At 67.2% G+C, this 20,150-nt stretch carries 15 protein-coding genes; all 15 read right to left on the reverse strand.

The features are described from left to right. Positions 1-132: 132 nt before the first annotated feature. Entirely contained in the window at positions 133-1,395 is a 1,263-nt protein-coding gene (gene urtA / locus AS93_RS0106740; RefSeq protein ID WP_027589905.1) for an urea ABC transporter substrate-binding protein, read from the reverse strand. A 65-nt stretch (positions 1,396-1,460) separates the two neighbouring features. Further along, complete coding sequence (locus AS93_RS0106745; RefSeq protein ID WP_027589906.1) at positions 1,461-2,177, reverse strand: GntR family transcriptional regulator; 717 nt, start codon at positions 2,175-2,177, stop codon at positions 1,461-1,463. Between the two features lies 1 nt (position 2,178). Next, positions 2,179-5,808, reverse strand: a complete 3,630-nt coding sequence (uca, locus tag AS93_RS0106750; RefSeq protein ID WP_027589907.1) for an urea carboxylase — start codon at positions 5,806-5,808, stop codon at positions 2,179-2,181. After that, the gene (locus AS93_RS21065; protein WP_256214714.1) at positions 5,801-5,926 is read right to left on the reverse strand and encodes a hypothetical protein; all 126 of its coding nucleotides are present in this window, start codon (positions 5,924-5,926) and stop codon (positions 5,801-5,803) included. Before AS93_RS21065 ends, uca begins: the two co-directional genes overlap by 8 nt. A 16-nt stretch (positions 5,927-5,942) precedes the next feature. Beyond that, entirely contained in the window at positions 5,943-7,751 is a 1,809-nt protein-coding gene (gene atzF, locus AS93_RS0106760; protein ID WP_027589908.1) for an allophanate hydrolase, read from the reverse strand. A 254-nt stretch (positions 7,752-8,005) separates the two neighbouring features. Next, positions 8,006-8,599, reverse strand: coding sequence for a MarC family protein (locus AS93_RS0106765; RefSeq protein ID WP_175444356.1), 594 nt, complete (start codon positions 8,597-8,599; stop codon positions 8,006-8,008). Between the two features lie 99 nt (positions 8,600-8,698). Beyond that, positions 8,699-11,431 carry a response regulator gene (locus AS93_RS0106770; protein ID WP_343203268.1) on the reverse strand — a complete coding sequence of 911 codons (2,733 nt, stop codon included), beginning with the start codon at positions 11,429-11,431 and terminating at the stop codon, positions 8,699-8,701. 137 nt (positions 11,432-11,568) lie between these two features. Continuing rightward, entirely contained in the window at positions 11,569-12,858 is a 1,290-nt protein-coding gene (gene purD, locus AS93_RS0106775; protein ID WP_027589911.1) for a phosphoribosylamine--glycine ligase, read from the reverse strand. 212 nt (positions 12,859-13,070) lie between these two features. Beyond that, complete coding sequence (gene purH / locus AS93_RS0106780) at positions 13,071-14,678, reverse strand: bifunctional phosphoribosylaminoimidazolecarboxamide formyltransferase/IMP cyclohydrolase (protein WP_027589912.1); 1,608 nt, start codon at positions 14,676-14,678, stop codon at positions 13,071-13,073. Positions 14,679-14,723: 45 nt separating this feature from the next. Then, a complete protein-coding gene (gene fis, locus AS93_RS0106785) occupies positions 14,724-15,035 on the reverse strand; it encodes a DNA-binding transcriptional regulator Fis (protein WP_027589913.1) in 312 nt (103 codons plus the stop codon). After that, the gene (dusB, locus tag AS93_RS0106790) at positions 15,032-16,027 is read right to left on the reverse strand and encodes a tRNA dihydrouridine synthase DusB (protein WP_027589914.1); all 996 of its coding nucleotides are present in this window, start codon (positions 16,025-16,027) and stop codon (positions 15,032-15,034) included. Before dusB ends, fis begins: the two co-directional genes overlap by 4 nt. Positions 16,028-16,221: 194 nt before the next feature. Beyond that, positions 16,222-17,418, reverse strand: coding sequence for a DUF3426 domain-containing protein (locus AS93_RS0106795; protein ID WP_027589915.1), 1,197 nt, complete (start codon positions 17,416-17,418; stop codon positions 16,222-16,224). A gap of 65 nt (positions 17,419-17,483) precedes the next feature. After that, a complete protein-coding gene (gene prmA / locus AS93_RS0106800; protein WP_027589916.1) occupies positions 17,484-18,362 on the reverse strand; it encodes a 50S ribosomal protein L11 methyltransferase in 879 nt (292 codons plus the stop codon). A 121-nt stretch (positions 18,363-18,483) separates the two neighbouring features. Further along, on the reverse strand, positions 18,484-19,836 hold the full coding sequence (accC, locus tag AS93_RS0106805; RefSeq protein WP_037008665.1) for an acetyl-CoA carboxylase biotin carboxylase subunit: 1,353 nt from the start codon (positions 19,834-19,836) through the stop codon (positions 18,484-18,486). A gap of 17 nt (positions 19,837-19,853) precedes the next feature. Beyond that, a partial coding sequence (accB, locus tag AS93_RS0106810; RefSeq protein ID WP_027589918.1) for an acetyl-CoA carboxylase biotin carboxyl carrier protein occupies positions 19,854-20,150 on the reverse strand: 297 nt, incomplete at its 5' end.

Genomic DNA, 20,150 nt, shown 5'->3' on the forward strand with positions numbered 1-20,150 from the left:
GGTTGGTGGACAGTACCGTAGGGTGGATCGCGCTCTACCGATCCACCGAGCGGGCTCAGCCCGCCGTGCCAGCGCGGTGGTGGACAAAAACAACGTTGCCCACCCGACGGCGCCGGCAGGCGTGCCGGGGTCTTAGTTACCCACAACCGCGTAATCCGGCTTCTTGTCGTTGCCGGGGATGTACGGGCTCCACGGTTGGGCGCGCAGTGGGCCTTCGGTCTGCCAGACCACCGAGAACTGACCGTCCTCCTGCACTTCACCGATCATCACCGGCTTGTGCAGGTGATGGTTCTTTTCCATGGTCAGGGTGTAACCGCTCGGCGCGGCGAAGGTCTGGCCGTAGAGGGCCTGCCGCACCTTGTCCACGTCGGTGGTGCCGGCCTTTTCCACGGCCTGCGCCCACATGTGGATGCCCACGTAGGTGGCTTCCATCGGGTCGTTGGTCACCGCCTTGTCGGCGTTCGGCAGGCCCTTGGCCGTGGCGTAGGCCTTCCACTTCTTCACGAACTCGGTGTTGACCGGGTTTTCCACCGACTGGAAATAGTTCCAGGCGGCCAGGTGGCCGACCAGCGGCTTGGTGTCGATGCCGCGCAGTTCTTCCTCACCCACCGAGAAGGCCACCACCGGCACGTCGGTGGCGTCCAGGCCCTGGTTGGCCAGTTCCTTGTAGAAGGGCACGTTGGAATCGCCGTTGATGGTGGACACCACCGCGGTCTTGCCGCCGGCGGAGAACTTCTTGATGTTGGCGACGATGGTCTGGTAATCGCTGTGGCCGAACGGGGTGTAGACCTCTTCGATGTCCTTCTCGGCTACGCCCTTGGAAATCAGGAAGGCGCGCAGGATCTTGTTGGTGGTGCGCGGGTAGACGTAGTCGGTGCCCAGCAGGAAGAAGCGCTTGGCCGCGCCGCCGTCTTCGCTCAGCAGGTATTCCACCGCCGGGATGGCCTGCTGGTTCGGCGCCGCGCCGGTGTAGAACACGTTGGCCGACAGCTCCTCGCCTTCGTACTGCACGGGGTAGAACAGCAGGCCGTTCAGCTCTTCGTAGACCGGCAGCACCGACTTGCGCGACACGCTGGTCCAGCAGCCGAAGGTCACGGCCACCTTGTCCTGGGTTAGCAGCTGGCGGCCGCGCTCGGCGAACAGCGGCCAGTTGGAGGCCGGGTCGACCACCACCGGCTCGAGCTGCTTGCCGAGCACGCCACCCTTGGCGTTGATCTCGTCGATGGTCATCAACGCCATGTCTTTCAGCGAGGTTTCCGAAATGGCCATGGTGCCGGACAGCGAGTGCAGGATGCCGACCTTGATGGTCTCGGCGGCCTGGATGCTCCAGCTCATGCCCATGGTGGCTAGCGAGGCGGACAGGGTCAGCGCCTTGATCATTTGACGACGTTTCATGTTGCGATCTCCATTCACGAAAAAGGGTCGTTCAAGCGGTTGGCAGTCTTCAGGCGGTGGTTCCGTCACCCTTGCACCGCCCGTTGCCGGGCGCTGTGCAGCATGTGCAGGGTGATCTTGCGCACTTCGGCCTTGCTCAGTTCGATGTGGGTCCTGAGCAGGCGCTGTGCTTCTTCTATGCGGCGCGACAGGATCGCGCCGAGGATCCGGGCGTGTTCCTCGTAGGTGGCGGTGATACGGGCGCCCTGGGTGAAATCCAGGCGGCGGATGATGCGCAGCCGTTCGCTGATGCCGCCGTGCAGGCGCGCCAGCTCGCGGTTGCCGGTGGCTTCCACCAGCTGGCAGTGGAAACGCTCGTCCAGCCGCGACACCTCACGGCCGTCCGGCAGGCGTTGCTCCGGGGCCACCAGCCAGGTGGCACGCAATTGCTCCAGCTCGACCGGCAATTCGCCGGCCGGGCGCTCGCACAGCCGCCGTACGGCTTCGAGTTCGAGGACGATGCGCACGTCGTACAGCTCCTCGAAGTGGTGGAAGTCGAACGGCGTGACCTGCCAGCCGCTGCGAAACGACACGGCGACAAAACCCTCGCGCTCCAGCTGGTACAGCGCCTGACGCACCGGCGTACGGCTCACCGCCATGCGCTCGGCGACCTCGCCTTCGCTGAAACGATCGCCGGGCAGCAGGCGGAACTCGAAGATGTCGTCCTTGAGCTGCTGGTAGATGCGCTCGGCGAGATTCTCCGGCCGTTCCTTGCCGCGCCGTTCGGGGCTGTGCAATTGCATGTCAGGCCGCCTCGTGGGGTTCGAGCAGCAGCAGGGCGTCGCCGGGGGTGACCGCCTTGCCGGGCTGGCAGCGCACCGACTTGACGATGCCGGCCACCGGGGCGATGACCGCCAGCTCCATCTTCATGGCCTCCACCACCAGCAGCGGGGTCCCGGCCTCGACGCGCTGGCCGGGCTGCACCAGCACCTTCCAGACGCTGCCACTCATCTCGGCGCTGACCAGATGGCCGTCCAGGTCGCCGTCATCCTCCACGGCGCTGGCCAGCGGCTGGGCGGCGGCCGGGTCGTCGTCGCGCCACAGCGGCACTTCGGCGTCGAAGGCGGCCTTCTGGCGTTGCTGGAAGGCGGCGATGCCGTCCGCGTTGTCGGTCAGGAAGCGCTGGTACGCGGCGAAGTCGAACTCGCCCTGCTCGATGCGGATCTGCGCGCGGCCCTCGCGGAAAGCCTCGCGGAAGGCGGTGAGCTCCTGCTCGCTGACCTCGTAGAAGCGCACCTGGTCGAAGAACTTCAGCAGCCAGGGCTCGCCGTTCTCGAACTGGGCGTTCTTCAGGTACTTGTTCCAAATCGGCAGGGTGCGACCGACCAGTTGGTAGCCGCCGGGCGAGTCCATGCCGTAGATGCACATGTACATGCCGCCGATGCCCACCGTGCCTTCGGCGGTGTAGGTGCGCGCCGGGTTGTACTTGGAGCTGAGCAGGCGGTGGCGCGGGTCCAGCGGCACGGCGCAGGGCGCATCCAGGTAGACATCGCCCAGGCCGAGGATCAGGTAGCTGGCGTCGTAAAGGATGTTCTTGACCTGCTCACGGCTGTCCAGGCCGTTGATGCGCTGCAGGAAGTCGACATTGTTCGGCAGCCAGGGCGCCTCGGCGCGCACGGTTTCCCGGTAGCGGGTGACGGCGCCTAGGGTGGCGCTGTCCTCGAAGGCCATCGGCAGATGCACGATGCGGGTCGGCACCTTGAGGTCGGCCACGTCGCCCAGCTGTTCCTCCAGCTGCAGCAGGCGGGCCAGCAGGGTCTGCTGGTGCAGCACGCGGCTGTTGTAGCGCAGCTGTAGGGAGCGCACGCCCGGCGCCAGTTCTTCCAGCCCCTCGATGTTCGCCGCCTTCAACGCCTCCATCAGCAGGTGCACGCGCAGGCGCAGCGCCAGGTCCAGCACGTTGTCGCCGTACTCCATCAAGATGTAGGCGTCACCGGCCTGGCGGTACACCACCTGCGGGCGATCGTCGGTGGCCGGCAGCTCGGCCAGCACGGTGGCGGAAACGGTGTTGCCCGGCTGCAGGCTCGGCGCCGGAAGGGTGACGGCGCTGATCGCCGCCAGCGCCTCGATGCTGCCCAATTGCGCCTGTTCCAGGCTCTGCGCCTGCTGGAAGCCGATGGGGAAGAAACGCAGCCTGTCGCCGGGCTTGACCTGGCCCACCTTCCACAGCTCGGCCTTGGCGATGGTCACCGGGCAGACGAAGCCGCCCAGGCTCGGGCCGTCCTTGGTGAGGATGACCGGGAAGTCGCCGGTGAAGTTGATCGAGCCGATGGCGTATTCGCAGTCATGCACGTTGGACGGGTGCAGGCCGGCCTCGCCGCCGTCGGCGCGGGTCCAGCTCGGCTTCGGGCCGGTCAGGCGCACGCCGAGGCGGTTGGAGTTGTAGTGCACCTGCCACTCGGCGGCGAAGAATTCCTCGATGGCCTCGGGGGTGAAGAAATCCGGGGCGCCATGGGGGCCGTAGAGCACGCCGATGTCCCAGGTGGTCCCGTAACTGGGAACCAGGCTGGCATGGGCGGGCTGCGGCGGCGCAATGGGCGCGGGCGTGGTGCAGGCCGGCAGTTCGGGCTGCGAGATGGCCAGCATGTCGGCCGGACGCAGGGTGCGGCCGGCGTGGCCGCCAAACTGGCCGAGGGCGAAGGTGGAGCGGCTGCCCAGGTACAGCGGCACGTCCAGGCCGTTGCGCACCGCCAGGTAGGTGCGGCAGCCGCTGGCGGCGCGACCCAGCCTGAGCACCTGACCGGCGCGCACCGGCAGCGGTTCCCAGTAGGCCACCGGCTCACCGTCCAGGGTGGCCGGGCAGCCGGCGCCGGTCAGGGCGATCGTCGCGTCGCAGTGGAATTTCAGGGTCGGGCCCTGCAGGGTGAATTCCAGGCCGGCGGCGCTGGCGTGGTTGCCGACGATGCGGTTGGCCAGGCGGAAGGCATAGTCGTCCATCGGCCCGGACGGCGGCACGCCGATATCCCAGTAACCGAGACGGCCGGGGAAATCCTGCACGCTGGAGTAGGTGCCCGGTTCCAGCACCTCGATGACGCGGGCCTGGTACTCGAACGTGTCGAGCAGGCGGGTCCATACGTTGCCTTGCGCAAAGCGCTCGTCGGCCACCACCTGACGCAGGTAGTCGAGGTTGCTGGCGATGCCGTGCAGGCGGGTTTCAGCCAGGGCGGCGCGCAGCTTGAGCAAAGCTTCTTCGCGATTGGCACCGTGCACGATCAGCTTGGCGATCATCGGGTCGTAGAAGGCCGACACCTCGCTGCCGGTGCTGACCCAGCCGTCCACCCGCACGCCGTCGGGGAAGTGCACATCGGTAAGCACGCCGGGGCTGGGTTGGAAGTTCTTCAGCGGGTCTTCGGCATACAGGCGCACCTCCATGGCCGCGCCCTGCGGAGCGCGGTTCAGCGCCGGCCAATCCAACGCGTCGCCGGCGGCCACGCGCAGCATGCATTCGATCAGGTCCAGGCCGGTGACCATTTCGGTGACCGGGTGCTCCACCTGCAGGCGGGTGTTCACTTCCAAGAAGTAGACGTCGTCACGGGCGGCGTCGTAGATGAACTCCACGGTGCCGGCGCTGCGGTAGCTCACCGACTCGCCCAGTTGCACGGCGGCGGCGTGCAGCTTTTCGCGGGTGGCCTGCGGCAGGTTGGGCGCCGGGGTTTCCTCGACCACTTTCTGGTTGCGGCGCTGCAGGGAGCAGTCGCGTTCGCCGAGGGCGACCACGCGACCCTGGCCGTCGCCGAAGATCTGCACTTCCACATGGCGCGCCTGATCGACGAAACGCTCGAGAAACACGCCGGCGTCGCTGAAGAACTGCTCGCCCATGCGCTTGACGCTGTCGTAGGCGCTGGCCAGCGCCTCGGCGTCGGCGCAGCGGGTCAGGCCGATGCCGCCCCCGCCGGCGGTGGTCTTGAGCATCACCGGGTAGCCGATCCGTTCGGCGGCGGCCAGTGCGTCTTCCAGACTGTTCAGCAGGCCGGTGCCCGGTGCCATCGGCACCCGGGCCTCGGCGGCCAGCTCACGGGCGCGGTGCTTGAGGCCGAATTCGCGAATCTGCTGTGCGGTCGGGCCGATAAAGGCGATACCGGCGGCCTCGCAGGCGTCGGCGAACTCAGCGCTTTCCGACAGGAAGCCGTAGCCGGGGTAGATGGCCTGGGCGCCGGTTTCCTTGGCGGCGGCGAGAATCTTGTCGATGCGCAGGTAGCTGTCGGCTGGCTTGTCGCCGCCCAGGGCGATGGCCAGGTCGGCATCCCGCACGTGCTGGGCGTTGCGGTCGGCGTCGGAGTACACCGCCACGCTCTTCACGCCCAGGCGCTTGAGGGTGCGGATGGCGCGGACGGCGATCTCGCCACGGTTGGCGATGAGGACGGTATCAAACATGGGTGGCCTCCGTGGCGAGATCGCCGTGGTGGGCTACGCCCACCCGGCACTTTGACTTCGTCGCTGCGCCGCTTCGCGGCTGGTCACCACGGTTGGTGATGAGGACGGTCTGAAACATGGCGCTCTCCTTGGCCTCAGGCCTTCACGGGGATGGCGTTCTGGGCGGCGATGAAGGCGCGCCAGCCGCCGAAGGGGGTGATGTCGCGGGCGCCTTCCAGCGCGTAGGGCTCGCAGATGAAGCCCTTCACCCAGCGGCCGTCGGCCAACTGCACGTTGCCGATGCCCAGCGGCGGCGGGATCTCCGCGACGAACTCGCCGAAGCGCGCCTGCGGCACGTCCCACAGCTCGACGATGATCGGTGCGCCTTCGGCCATGCGCGCCAGGCCAGGCTTGGGCGGCACGGTGCCGGGCAGGGCATACAGGCGGTAGTGCGGGGCCGTGGTGGTCTGCTCGACGCGCACCGCGTCGCGGGTGGTGAGCTGGAAATTCAACGGCATGCCGGTCAGGTGGGCGCCGACCACCGCCACGCGCACGCTGCCGGGTGCCTGGGGCAGTGGCGCGAGCTCCGGTAGCGGCCGCCCGGTGGCGCCGAGCGGCAGGGCCAGCGCCTGCTGCCAGCGCTGGCCGAGCGCGGCCAGGGCCTGGTCGCGCCAGGCGGGGGCGATGAAGGTGATGCCGGCCGGCAGGCCATCGGTGCGGAAGCCGGCCGGAACAGCCAGGGCGCACAGGTCGGCCAGGTTGGTGAAGTTGGTGTAGGTGCCGAACTGGCTGTTGAACAGCACCGGCTCCTGCTCCATTTCGGCCAGGGTGCGGATCGTCGGCGAGGTCGGCACCACCAGCGCGTCGAAGGGCGCCAGGGCCTCGTGGATGCGGCGGGCCAGCTCGGCGCGCAGGTATTCGGCGCGGTAGGCATCGCAGGCGCTGTACGGGTGGCCCTTGTCGACGATGCCACGCACCACCGGGTGGATGTGCTCCGCTGCGACGCCGGCCAGAGCCACGGTGCGCTCGGCCACCCAAGGGCCGTAGTAGAGCTGTTCGGCCAGGGTCTGGAACGGGCTGAAGTCGATCGGCGTCAGCTCGGCGCCCTGGGCTTTTAGCTGCTCCAGTGCTTGCAGGTAGACCGCCTGGTTCTGGGTATCGCCGTAGAATTCCGGGTCGGCCGGGTAGGCCAGCTTCGCAGCGACCGGCACGCCGACCTTGGCGCTGCAAGGGTTGCTGCGGCTGAAGGCATCGCTCGGGTCGTAGCCGCCGGCCAGATTGGCCACCGCCAGGGCGTCGTTCACCGTCAGGGCGAACGCCGAGATGCAGTCCAGCGTGCGGCAGGCTGGCACCAGGCCGGTGGTCGATAGCCAGCCCTTGGTGGGCTTGAGACCGACGATGTTGTTGAAGCCGGCCGGTACGCGACCGGAGCCGGCGGTATCGGTGCCCAGGGCGAAGGGCACCAGGCCGCGCGCCACCACGCTGGCCGAACCGGAGCTGGAGCCGCCGCTGACATAGTCCGGGTTGAAGCTGTTGGGCACCGCGCCGTAGGGCGAGCGGGTGCCGACCAGGCCGGTGGCGAACTGGTCCAGGTTGGTCTTGCCGATCAGGATGGCGCCGGCGGCGCGCAGGCGAGCGACCACGTGGGCGTCTTCGCTGGCCCGGTAGGCAAAGGCAGGGCAGGCGGCGGTGGTGGGCCAGCCGGCGGCGTCGATGTTGTCCTTGATGGCGAAGGGCACGCCGAACAGCGGCAGGGCCTCCCGCTGGCCGCCGGCGGCGTCGAGCAGGCGGTCGAGTGCGCCGAGCTGTTCATCCAGCTGGCTGCGGCTGGCCAGGGTGATCCAGGCCGGATCGTCCGGGTTCAACTGATCGAGCAGGGCGTGGATCAGTTCGGCGGGGCTTATCCGGTTGCGGTAGGCCGCTTGCCAGTCGGCAAGGGTAAAGCCGAGGGGGGCGTTGGGCATGCTCTGAGGTTCCATCTTGTATCCAAGCGATGGAACGGACAGAGCAAGGGTGGTGCCAGGTTCGGAAAGGCCTGGATTTTCAGGGCGTTACGCTCGTATTCGGTGGCATTTCGCGCGCGATGCGCGGCGCCGACGCACCGGGGCGGGGCATGGGTGCGTGGTCGTAGTGCGAACGCAGGCGGTCGGTGCCGTTCCGGCCGCCGCTGCGGATGCACCGAGGCCGCGAGCAGTGGCCAACGCCTGGCGTTGCCCCCCTACGGAATCAGGTAGCCCTGGATGCCGGTGAAGATGATCTGCGCGGCCAGCGCACAGACGAACAGGCCCATCAGCCGGCTGACGATCTGCAGGCCCTGCTCGCCGAGCAGTTTTTCGAACTGGTTGGACAGGTAGAGCACCGTGCCGACGGTCAGTGCGGCCAGACCCAGCGCAGCGATGGTCACCAGCTTCTGGTCCCACTGGGTATCGGCCACGCCCATCACCAGCAGGGCGCCGATGGTGCCGGGGCCGACGGTCAGCGGGATGGTCAGCGGCACGATGGTCACGTCCTGGTGGACGTTGTCGCTCTGCGCCACCGCCTTGCCCTGGGCCATGCCCAGCGCGGAGATGAACAGCACGCTGCCGGCGCCGATGCGGAAGGCGTCGATGGTGATGCCGAACAGGTCGAAGATGTAGCGACCGAACAGGTAGAGCAGCAGGCTGGCGATCAGCACGCCGGTGGCCACGCGCCAGGCCAGGTGCTTGCGTTCGCGCGGCGCATAGCCGCGGGTCATGCTGATGAAGCAGGAGAGCACGAAGAAGGGACTGTAAAGCACCAGCATCCGCAGATAGATACTGAACAGCTCGGCGATCATGGCGGGGGTGTCTCGGAAAACGGTGGGTTGAGCGGCGCGATTCTAGCCGAGCCGTCCGTTAAAAGCGCTGGTTGCGTGACCCGTCAGTCCGACCGGCTATCCGCTCAGCGCATGGCGGTGCAGGTCGCGCTCCAGCACCCAGTGATTGAGAAGCTCGCGCAGCTGCGAAAGCTCCACCGGCTTGGCGATGTGCCCGTCCATGCCGCACAGGCGCGCACGGTCCTTGTGCTCGCCGAGGATGTGCGCAGTCAGTGCCACCACCGGGGTGCGCGGGCGCTGTTCGCGGGCTTCCCATTCGCGCAGCTCGCGGGTGGCGGTGAAACCGTCCATGACGGGCATCTCGCAGTCCATCAGCACCAGGTCGTAGTGCTGCTCGCGCAGCGCCGCCAGGGCCTCCTCGCCGTTGCTGACGGTATCCGGCTCCAGGTTGAGCTTGCGCAGCATGCCGCGGATCACCTTGGTGGAGATGCTGTTGTCCTCGGCCACCAGGACGCGGAAATCGCTGGGCAGAGGGGGCAGTTCGGCCGGCATGGAAGGGCTGGCCGGCTGTTGCGGGCTGCGGCCCAGCTCTTCGGCCAGGGTGGCCTTGAGGGTATAGCCGGCCACCGGCTTGGCGAGGATGCGGCGAATGCCGGCGTTGCGGGCGATCACCTTGCTCGGTGCGCTGTTCACGCCGGTCAGCATGATCAGCAGGATGTCGCGGTTGAGGTGGGGGTCTTCCTTGATCCGCGCGGCCAGTTGCAGGCCGCTCATGCCGGGCATGTCATGGTCGAGCAGGACCAGATCGAAATCGTTCTGCAGGTGCGCGCGGGTGCGCAGCATGGCCAGCGCCTCGCGACCGGAGGCCACCGCCACGGCCTGCATGCCCCAGGCGGCGCACTGCTGGACCAGCACCTTGCGGCAGATTTCGTTGTCGTCGACGATCAGCACCCGCGCGTCGTGCAGCGGCTCGTCCAGATCGCCCGGCGCCTGGCGCAGCTGCGCGGCATCCAGGGGCAGGCTCAGCGACAGGGTGTTGCCGCGCAGTTCGCCGGCCTGCACGCCGAACTCACCCTCCATCAGCAGGGTCAGCTGGCGGGCGATAATCAGACCCAGGCGCCCACCATTGCGACTGGCAGAGAGCAGGTCGGGACTGTGCAGCGCCGCATTCAGCAGCGCCTGGCGTTCGCTCTCCGGCAGTGGCGCACCGCTGTCCTGCACGGTAATACGCAGCTGTTCGCCGTCGAGGGCGGCGGCCAGCAGGATCTCGCCGTCCTGGGTCTGGCGGAAAGCGTTGTCCAGCAGGCTGACCAGCACCTGGCGCAGGCGGGTCGGGTCGCCGGCGATCACCCGAGGCAACTGCGGCTGCACGAAACCGATCAGCTCGATCTTCTGCTGCTCGGCCCGCGCGCGGAACATGCCCAGGCAATCCTCGATCAGCGCGCCGAGATCGAAGGCCACGTCATCCAGCTCGATCTGTCCGGATTCCAGCCGGGAGATGTCGAGAATCTCGTTGATCAGAATGAGCAGTTCGTTGCCTGCACCATGGATGGTCTGCACGTAGTCACGCTGCTTGCTGGACAGCTGGGTGCCGAGCAGCAGTTCGCTCATGCCCAGCACGCCGTTCATCGGCGTGCGGATTTCATGGCTGATCTTGGCCAGGAAGTCGGCCTTGGTGCGCAGTTCGGCGCGGTTCACCGCGTCGTCGGTGCGCGCCTGGGCTCGCTGCATGGCGTCCCGGTGCTGGCGCTGGCGCAGGGCCAGGCACAGCAGCACACCGGCCATGCCCAGGGCGACGTAGATGCTGGCGACCAGTGCGACGTGAGGCAGTTGCGCCAGGCCGAGCATCACAGGCATGACCAGCAGGATGGTGAAGAACTGCAGCAGCATGGCCAGACCGACCTGGCCCACAGCCACCTGGCCGGCGCGGTAGCGGCGCCCTGCCAGGTAGCCCACGACGGCGGGGACGGTCAGCAGCGCCAGATACATCAGCGGACTGAACCAGTGCGCCAGCGGCGGATAGACCAGCAACAGGAAGGGCAGCGCCGTCAGCCACAGGGTGGCGCGCTGGAGGAGGCGCTCCAGCACAGAGGGCGACGAGAAGAAGTCGCGGGCGAACAGCTGCAGACCGAGCAGGCCCAGCAGGGCGAACAGATCGCCGATCAGGGTTTGCGGCACCCCGAGACGCCTGGAGAACTCCATGAGCAGGCCAAGATGCGCCATGGCGCAGATCAGCAGTGAGGCGTGCAGGGCTGCCAGCCAGACAAAGCCCAGGCTGCGCGTGATGCCAGCGTAGATCAGGCAATAGACCAGCAGGGCGAAGAGTGCCCCGATCAGCGCGCCGTTCAGGTAGCTCGGCTGGCCGTGGCTGATCAGCGCTTGCTCATCCAGCACCTGCATCCAGCCACGCAACGCGTGGTAGCTGCCCAGGCGCAGGTACACCTCGCGCGCCTGGCCATCGTAGGGCAGGCGAACGAAATAGGCCTGCCCCGCGCGAATGACCTCCGCCTGCTGCGGATGGCGTTCCCCGGAGGTGAAATGGGTGATCGGCTCGCCGCGCTCGAACAGGAAGTAGTCAATCTCCTGCGCCTTGGGGGCGAGCAGCCACAGCCAGCGCGGGGCATCGAGTGGCGGCAGGCTGACGTGCAGCCAGAGCGCACCGGGCGACGGGGGGCGGGAGAAACTGGCAGAGGCCAGGGGCCGGAAGGGCGCTTCGCGCACGTCATCAAGGGCCAGTCGGCCGCTGGTGTCGTCGAACAGACTCCAGCGCAGCGCAGGCTCGGCGTGCGCTGCGGCCAGGGTGGCCGTGGCTAGGAGGCTGAGCAACAGCGCCATGAGTACTGCAATCACTCTCCTTGACTGCTGCACGACAACTCTCGTCTCGATCCGTGAAAAAAGTGGTCGATTATAGACATCGATCCACAGGGTTAAACAAAAAAGACGGATAAAAATCCGTCTTTTTCGGGCAGCTGTGCAGAAGTTTCCGATTAACGGTTCTGCTCGCGGGCAATGGCGCGATAGCCAATGTCCTTGCGATAGAACATGCCGTTCCAGCGGATCTTCTCTGCCAGGCGGTAGGCCTGCTGCTGGGCGTCGGATACCGTGCGGCCGATGGCGGTGGCACACAGCACGCGGCCGCCGGCGGTGACCACCTGGCCCTGGGCATTCAGCGCGGTGCCGGCATGGAACACCTTGCCGTCCAGTTGCGCGGCGTCGGCCAGGCCTTCGATCTCGTCACCCTTGGCGTAGTCGCCCGGGTAGCCGCCGGCGGCCAGCACCACGCCCACGGTGGGACGCGGGTCCCAGGTGGCTTCGACCTTGTTCAGCGCCTTGGCCAGCGCGGCCTCGACCAGCAGCACCAGCGAGGATTCCAGTCGGCACATGATCGGCTGGGTTTCCGGGTCGCCAAAGCGGCAGTTGAACTCGATGACCTTGGGGGCGCCGCTCTGGTCGATCATCAGGCCGGCGTACAGGAAGCCGGTGTAGACGTTGCCTTCACTGGCCATGCCGCGCACGGTCGGGTAGATGATCTCGTCCATCACGCGCTGGTGCACGGCGTCGGTGACTACCGGCGCGGGGGAATAAGCGCCCATGCCGCCGGTGTTCGGACCGGTGTCGCCGTCGCCGACGCGCTTGTGGTCCTGGCTGGTGGCCATGGGCAGCACGTTCTCACCGTCCACCATGACGATGAAGCTGGCTTCCTCGCCATCGAGGAATTCCTCGATGACCACGCGCGAACCGGCGTCACCGAAGGCGTTGCCGGAGAGCATGTCGCGCACGGCGGCTTCGGCTTCTTCGAGGGTCATGGCGACGATCACGCCCTTGCCGGCGGCCAGGCCGTCGGCCTTGATGACGATCGGCGCGCCCTTTTCACGCAGGTAGGCCAGTGCCGGTTCCACTTCGGTGAAGTTCTGGTAGTCGGCGGTGGGAATCTTGTGGCGGGCCAGGAAGTCCTTGGTGAACGCTTTGGAGCCTTCCAGCTGCGCGGCGGCGGCGGTCGGGCCGAAGATGTCCAGGCCGCGCGAGCGGAACAGGTCGACCACGCCCTTCACCAGCGGCGCTTCCGGGCCGACGATGGTCAGCTGCACGTTCTTCGCGGCGAAGTCGGCCAGCGCCTCGATGTTCAGCACGTCGATGGCGACGTTCTCGCACTTGGCTTCGGTGGCGGTGCCGGCGTTGCCGGGGGCGACGAAGACCTTCGCGACGCGCGAATCCTGCGCGACCTTCCAGGCCAGGGCGTGTTCACGGCCGCCGCTGCCGATGATCAAAACGTTCATTTCTCTCTCCCATTGGGGGCGGGCCTGCGGCCCGCTCGGTGGATAAACAAAGCGTTATCCACCCTACAAAAACAGGCGACTCGGTACGAGGTCGCAATGGAGCCGGTAGATGCTAGGCGCCCCGGGCTCCGACAAGCGCAGTTACCTGTTGGCAATGAGCATTGGCGGAGTCCGGGGCAACGACGCAGATGCCGGTTCCAGTGCGGCCGGGTTTAGTGCCTAAAGTGGCGCATGCCCGTGAACACCATTGCAATGCCGGCCTCATTGGCCGCATCGATCACTTCCTGGTCGCGCATCGAGCCACCCGGCTGGATCACGGCGGTGATGCCGGCCTTGGCGGCGTTGTCGATGCCGTCGCGGAACGGGAAGAAGGCGTCGGAGGCCATGACGGCGCCCTGTACCTGCAGGCCAGCGTGCTCGGCCTTGATGGCGGCGATGCGTGCGGAGTTGACGCGGCTCATCTGGCCGGCGCCGACGCCGACGGTCTGGCGGTTCTTCGCGTAGACGATGGCGTTGGACTTGACGAACTTGGCCACCTTCCAGGCGAACACCAGGTCGTGGATTTCCTGCTCGCTCGGCGCGCGCTGGGTCACCACCTTCAGGTCATCGGCGGTGATCATGCCAATGTCGCGGCTCTGCACCAGCAGACCACCGTTGACGCGCTTGAAGTCCCAGCCGGCGGCGCGTTCGGCCGGCCATTCGCCGCATTCCAGCAGGCGCACGTTGGCCTTGGCGGCCACCACGGCGCGGGCTTCGGCGGAGACCTTCGGGGCGATGATCACTTCGACGAACTGGCGCTCGACGATGGCCTTGGCGGTTTCGCCGTCCAGCTCGCGGTTGAAGGCGATGATGCCGCCGAAGGCGGATTCGCTGTCGGTGGCATAGGCCAGGTCATAGGCCTTGCGGATGCCGCCTTCGTTTTCCGGCACCACGGCCACGCCGCACGGGTTGGCATGCTTGACGATCACGCAGGCCGGCTTGACGAAGCTCTTCACGCATTCCAGCGCAGCGTCGGTGTCGGCCACGTTGTTGTAGGACAGCTCCTTGCCCTGCAGCTGCACGGCGGTGGCCACGCTGGCCTCGCCCTTCTGCGGCTCGACGTAGAAGGCGGCGATCTGGTGCGGGTTTTCGCCGTAGCGCATTTCCTGCGCCTTGATGAACTGGCTGTTGAAGGTGCGCGGGAACTGGCCACGGCCTTCGGTGGACAGGGTTTCGGCAGCCTGGTCGATGGTGCCAAGGTAGTTGGCGATCATGCCGTCGTAGGCGGCGGTGTGCTCGAAGGCCTTGAGGGCCAGGTCGAAGCGCTGGGCGTAGGTCAGGCCGCCGGCCTTCAGGGACTCGACGATCCCTGCGTAGTCGCCGGCGTTGACCACGATGGCGACGTCCTTGTGGTTCTTGGCCGCGCTGCGGACCATGGTCGGGCCGCCGATGTCGATGTTCTCGATGGCATCCGGCAGGGTGCAGCCCGGCTTGGCCACGGTGGCCGCGAACGGGTAGAGGTTGACCGCCACCAGGTCGATCGGGGCGATGCCGTGTTCGGCCATGACTGCGCCATCCAGGTCACGGCGACCGAGGATGCCACCGTGGATCTTCGGGTGCAGGGTCTTCACCCGGCCATCCATCATTTCCGGGAAGCCGGTGTAGTCGGCGACTTCCACGGCATTGACGCCGTTGTCCTTGAGCAGCTTGTAGGTGCCGCCGGTGGAGAGGATCTCCACGCCGAGCGCGGCGAGCTCACGGGCGAAGTCGACGATGCCGGTCTTGTCGGAAACGCTGATCAGGGCGCGGCGGACGGGGAGGCGGGTGGTTTGGTCGGTCATCAGGCAGGTCCAGCTACTAAGTGAGGTGATTTGGGAGCGTGGGGGTCAGAGAAGGTCGTACTGCTTGAGCTTCTTGCGCAGGGTGCCGCGATTGAGGCCCAGCAGCTCGGAGGCCTTGGTCTGGTTGCCCTTCACGTAATTCATCACGGTTTCCAGCAGGGGTGCTTCGACTTCGGCCAGCACCATGTTGTACACGTCCGTGGCAGGAGCGCCTTCCAGATGGGCGAAATAGTTGCGCAGCGCCTGTTCCACGCTGCCACGCAGGGTCTGCTGGCCGGGCGCGTTCAGATGCTGTTTCAGATTGGCTTGCTCACTCACGGGGGTTGTTCCAGTTTCAAATGTCTCGGTCATGGTCATGCGGCCACCTCTTCCTCTGCATTCCGCGCGGCGAAGAATTCACGAACATCGGCGCACTGCGCGTGCGTGCTGTCCAGACGATTGAATTGGGCGCGGAACTCCCTGGCGCCCGGCAGCGTTGCCAGATACCAGCCGACATGCTTGCGGGCGATGCGAACGCCCATCTCGTCGCCGTAAAAGGCGTGCAGTGCCGACAGATGATCCAGCAGTATTCGTTCCACTTCTTGCAGCCCCGGCTCGGGCAGGCGTTCCCCGGTTTCCAGGAAATGGTTGATCTCCCGGAAGATCCACGGGCGCCCCTGCGCCGCGCGGCCGATCAGCAGTGCGTCGGCGCCGGTGTGCGCCAGCACCTGGCGGGCCTTTTCCGGTGAGGTGATGTCGCCGTTGGCGAACACCGGCATGGAAACGGCCTGCTTGATGGTGGCGATGGTGTCGTACTCCGCTTCCCCGGTGTACAGGTCGGCCCGTGTGCGGCCATGCACGGCGAGCGCGGCAATGCCTTCCTGTTCGGCAATCCGTGCCACGGTCAGCCCGTTCTTGTTATCGCGGTCCCAGCCGGTGCGGATCTTCAGCGTGACGGGCACATCCACTGCGCCCACCACGGCCGAAAGGATTTCCGCGACCAGCTTTTCGTCCTTCATGAGCGCCGAACCGGCCGCCTTGTTGCAGACTTTCTTGGCGGGGCAGCCCATGTTGATGTCGATGATCTGCGCGCCCAGCTCCACGTTGGCGCGCGCTGCCTCGGCGAGCATCTGCGGATCGCCGCCGGCGATCTGCACCGAACGCGGTTCCGGGTCGTCGGCGTGCAGCATGCGCAGGCGCGACTTGCGGCTGTGCCACAGGCGCACGTCGCTGGTGAGCATTTCCGACACCACGAGCCCGGCGCCGAGCCGCCGGCAAAGCTGGCGGAACGGCCTGTCCGTCACGCCCGCCATGGGCGCGAGGATCAGTCGATTGGGCAATTCGTAGGGGCCGATACGTACCGCTGACATAGGACTTCCCTGCTCTGGGGCCTGCTGGCTCAGGTCGATCGGGGGCTGCAAAAAAGGGTGGGCATGATACCCGCTCTCCGGGCCCGGTTAAAGTTGGTTTTGAACAAATTCTGAACAGTCGGAGCGTTATCGCCGTGTGGAATCAGCTAACCGACGAGGCGTGGTCCACCCCGATCCGGTCCGGGCGATCCCGGCTATTCAGGAGAGTGGAAGGCGAGGCTGTAGTTCACCGCCTTGCTGCCCGGATCGAGAATTTCCAGGGAGATGTGGATGGGCGTCTGCGAGGGCATGTCCTGTTGCCCGGCCAGTTCGCCGCTCAGGTATTCGCTGGGCTTGAAGCGGCGGCTGGCGATCGGCTGCCCGCCGATGTCGGCGAAGCGCAGTTCCAGCAGCGGGAAGGGCTGGGCGAAGCTGGCGCGGTTGTAGAGGATGGCGTCCACCACCAGCGCGCCCCGGTAGGACGGATGGCTGCGCACCACCAGATTGCTGCTGCGGATCTGCTCGATGTCGACCCGTGACGGCAGGCTGCAGCCGAGGGTCGGGCAGAGCCGTTCGAACCAGGGGCGGTACTGGTCTTGGCGGGCCAGGTCCTGGAAATTGTGGTGGACGTACTGGGCGGCCAGCGCCAGGAGCGCGAGCAGAATCAGGAACGCCCAGAGCAGCCAGCGTCCCCAGGGCTTCTTCGGCTTCTGCCATTCCAGCTGCAGAGGCGCCTCGGCCAGCTCATGAAGGGCAACCCCGGGGGCTTCATCGCTGCCGTCGTCGACCCGCAGCGATTCAGCGGGAGCTGCCGGCAGCGGCTTGTCAGCCTTCTGCCGGGCCGGGCCGAGCGCTTCAGGCTGCGGCTCGCGCGTGTTGTCGCGTTCGGCGCTGAGTGCCTCGTCGCGCAGCAATGCCTCGGCCCAGGCCTCATCGTCCCCTTCGGGCTTGGTGGCGGGGCCGAGCAGGCGCTCGGCGGTGCCGGGCGCGCCCTTGAGGGTCTTGAACTGCGCGGACAGCTGTTCTTCCTGGTCCAGGCGCTCCAGTTCCTGGTCCAGGTCCAGGTCGCCCAGATCCAGGTCGTCATGGATGCGCAGGTCGTCATCGCGCAGCGTCGGTCGGGGTTTGTCCGCCGGCGGGGACTTCGCGGCTTCGGGCTTGGCGGGCGGGACCACCGCAGCCGCGGGGGGCGGCGGCGAAGCCGGCTTGGCGACCGCCGGCGCAGGCGTCCCGGATGGCTTGCTGGCGGCGGGCGGCGCGTTGCGGGCGGCCTCGGCAATCTGCCGCGCAGCATTGAACACGTGCAGGCAGGCGCCACAACGCACGGCGCCCTGGGCTGCGCCGAGCTGGGCGCGGCTGACCCGGAAGCGGGTGCGACAGTTGGGGCACTGGGCGACGTAACTCTCTGACATTGCGCGTATCCGCGGGGAGTCGGGCGATGGCCTTACAGGCCGATTAGTCTAACGCAACCCCGTGCTCAGCGGCGTACCCCGCTGATGCGCACCCAGCCGTCCTGCTCGGCAGTGGGGTCGAGTTCGAAGGCCTCGGCGTAAGCCGCGCGCACCTCGTCAGCCTGCTCGGCCAGGATGCCGGACAGCGCCAGGCGGCCGCCGTGCTTCACTCGCGCGGTGATCTGCGGGGCGAGCTGCACCAGCGGGCCGGCGAGAATGTTGGCGACCACCACGTCGGCCTGCTCGTCCGGCAGATCCTGCGGCAGATAGAGCGGGAAGCGCGCCGGGTCGATGCCGTTGCGGCTGGCGTTGTCGCGGGAGGCTTCCAGGGCTTGCGGGTCGATGTCGGTGCCCACCGCCCGTTCGGCGCCCAGCAACAGGGCGGCGATGGCCAGGATGCCGGAGCCGCAGCCGAAGTCCAGCACGCTGCACCCTTCGAGCACCTGGCCGTCCAGCCATTGCAGGCACAGTGCGGTGGTCGGGTGGGTGCCGGTGCCGAATGCCAGGCCCGGATCGAGCAGCAGGTTGACGGCGTCCGGCTCGGGGGCGGCGTGCCAGCTCGGCACGATCCACAGGCGGCGGCCGAAGCGCATGGGCTGGAAGTTGTCCATCCAGCTGCGCTCCCAGTCCTGGTCCTCGATGCGCTCGACCTGGTGCTCGGGCAGCGGATCGCCGGTCAGCAGGCGCAGGTGCGCGAGTACCTGCTCGCCATCGGCATCGCCTTCGAACAGCGCCAGCAGGTGGGTGTGGCTCCACAGCGGCGTGGTGCCCAGGTCCGGCTCGAAGATCGGCTGGTCTTCGGCGTCCATGAAGGTGACCGACACGGCACCGACGTCCAGCAGGGCATCCTCATAGAAAGAGGCCTGGTCAGGGGTGATGGCGAGGCGGACTTGTAACCAGGGCATGGGCGTACCTGCGGGCGAGTGGGGTGGCATGGGGCGCGCATGATAGCGCGTCGGCGGGGCCAGGCCCAGAAACGCCAAGGGCCGCCCGCAGGCAGCCCTTGGTGTACACGTCAGCCGAGGCTCAGTGCTTGTCCATACCCAGTTTCTTTTCCAGGTAGTGGATGTTCACGCCACCCTGGCAGAAGCCCGGGTCACGGGTCAGGTCGCGGTGCAGCGGGACGTTGGTCTTGATGCCGTCGACCACGATCTCGTCCAGGGCGTTGCGCATGCGCGCCATGGCTTCGTCGCGGCTGTTGCCGTAGGCAATGACCTTGCCGATCAGCGAGTCGTAGTTCGGCGGAACCGCGTAACCGCTGTACAGGTGCGAGTCGACACGGATGCCGTTGCCGCCCGGGGCGTGGTAGTGCTTGACCTTGCCGGGGCTGGGCATGAAGGTCGCCGGGTCTTCGGCGTTGATCCGGCACTCCAGCGCGTGGCCACGGACCACCACGTCTTCCTGCTTGATCGACAGCTTGTTGCCGGCGGCGATGCTGAGCATCTCCTTGACGATGTCCACGCCGGTGATCATTTCGGTCACCGGGTGTTCGACCTGCACGCGGGTGTTCATCTCGATGAAGTAGAAGCGACCGTCTTCATAGAGGAACTCGAAGGTGCCGGCGCCGCGGTAGCCGATCTCGATGCAGGCGTCGACGCAGCGCTTGAGCACTTCGGCGCGGGCCTTCTCGTCGATCAGCGGGGCGGGGGCTTCTTCCAGCACCTTCTGGTGGCGGCGCTGCAGGGAGCAGTCGCGGTCGTAGAGGTGGATGGCGTTGCCCTGGCCGTCGGCCAGCACCTGGACTTCCACGTGACGCGGGTTGCCGAGGAACTTCTCCAGGTAGACCATCGAGTTGCCGAAGGCGGCGCCGGCTTCGGTGCGGGTCAGCTTGGCCGACTTGATCAGGTCTTCTTCCTTGTGCACCACGCGCATGCCGCGACCACCGCCGCCGCCGGCGGCCTTGATGATCACCGGATAACCCACTTCGCGGGCGATGCGCAGGGCTTCCTGCTCGTCTTCCGGCAGCGGGCCGTCGGAGCCCGGAACGGTCGGAACACCGGCCTTCTTCATGGCGTCCTTGGCAGACACCTTGTCGCCCATCAGGCGAATCACGTCGGCGGTCGGGCCGACGAAGGCGAAGCCGGAGCGCTCGACCTGCTCGGCGAAATCAGCGTTCTCGGCCAGGAAGCCGTAGCCCGGGTGGATCGCGGTGGCGCCGGTGACTTCGGCGGCGGCGATGATCGCCGGGATGGACAGGTAGGACTGCGCGGCGTTGGCCGGGCCGATGCAAACCGACTCGTCGGCCAGCGACAGGTGCATCAGCTCGCGGTCCGCGGTGGAATGAACCGCGACGGTCTTGATGCCCAGTTCCTTGCAGGCGCGCAGCACGCGCAGGGCAATCTCGCCGCGGTTGGCAATAAGGACTTTTTCCAGCTGCATCGCAGGTTCCCCGCGCATCAGACGATGGTGAACAGCGGCTGGTCGAACTCTACCGGCTGACCGTTTTCCACCAGGATGGATTCGATGACGCCACTGGCTTCGGCCTCGATGTGGTTCATCATCTTCATCGCTTCAACGATGCACAGGATGTCGCCCTTCTTCACGGTCTGGCCGACTTCGGCGAACGCCGCGGAGGTCGGGGAGGCGGCGCGGTAGAAGGTGCCGACCATCGGCGAGCGGACCACGTGGCCGTTCAGCTTGGGTGCGGCCGGAGCGGCGTCGGCGGCGGCCGGAGCGGCAGCCGGGGCAGCGGC

The organism is Pseudomonas sp. RL (assembly GCF_000647775.1).
Taxonomy (GTDB): domain Bacteria; phylum Pseudomonadota; class Gammaproteobacteria; order Pseudomonadales; family Pseudomonadaceae; genus Serpens; species Serpens flexibilis.

Bases quoted from the DNA above. Each gene is read 5' to 3' on its own strand.
- urtA (WP_027589905.1), bottom strand. From the start codon at position 1,395: ATGAAACGTCGTCAAATGATCAAGGCGCTGACCCTGTCCGCCTCGCTA.
- AS93_RS0106745 (WP_027589906.1), bottom strand. From the start codon at position 2,177: ATGCAATTGCACAGCCCCGAACGGCGCGGCAAGGAACGGCCGGAGAAT.
- uca (WP_027589907.1), bottom strand. From the start codon at position 5,808: ATGTTTGATACCGTCCTCATCGCCAACCGTGGCGAGATCGCCGTCCGC.
- AS93_RS21065 (WP_256214714.1), bottom strand. From the start codon at position 5,926: ATGTTTCAGACCGTCCTCATCACCAACCGTGGTGACCAGCCGCGAAGC.
- atzF (WP_027589908.1), bottom strand. From the start codon at position 7,751: ATGCCCAACGCCCCCCTCGGCTTTACCCTTGCCGACTGGCAAGCGGCC.
- purD (WP_027589911.1), bottom strand. From the start codon at position 12,858: ATGAACGTTTTGATCATCGGCAGCGGCGGCCGTGAACACGCCCTGGCC.
- purH (WP_027589912.1), bottom strand. From the start codon at position 14,678: ATGACCGACCAAACCACCCGCCTCCCCGTCCGCCGCGCCCTGATCAGC.
- fis (WP_027589913.1), bottom strand. From the start codon at position 15,035: ATGACCATGACCGAGACATTTGAAACTGGAACAACCCCCGTGAGTGAG.
- dusB (WP_027589914.1), bottom strand. From the start codon at position 16,027: ATGTCAGCGGTACGTATCGGCCCCTACGAATTGCCCAATCGACTGATC.
- AS93_RS0106795 (WP_027589915.1), bottom strand. From the start codon at position 17,418: ATGTCAGAGAGTTACGTCGCCCAGTGCCCCAACTGTCGCACCCGCTTC.
- prmA (WP_027589916.1), bottom strand. From the start codon at position 18,362: ATGCCCTGGTTACAAGTCCGCCTCGCCATCACCCCTGACCAGGCCTCT.
- accC (WP_037008665.1), bottom strand. From the start codon at position 19,836: ATGCAGCTGGAAAAAGTCCTTATTGCCAACCGCGGCGAGATTGCCCTG.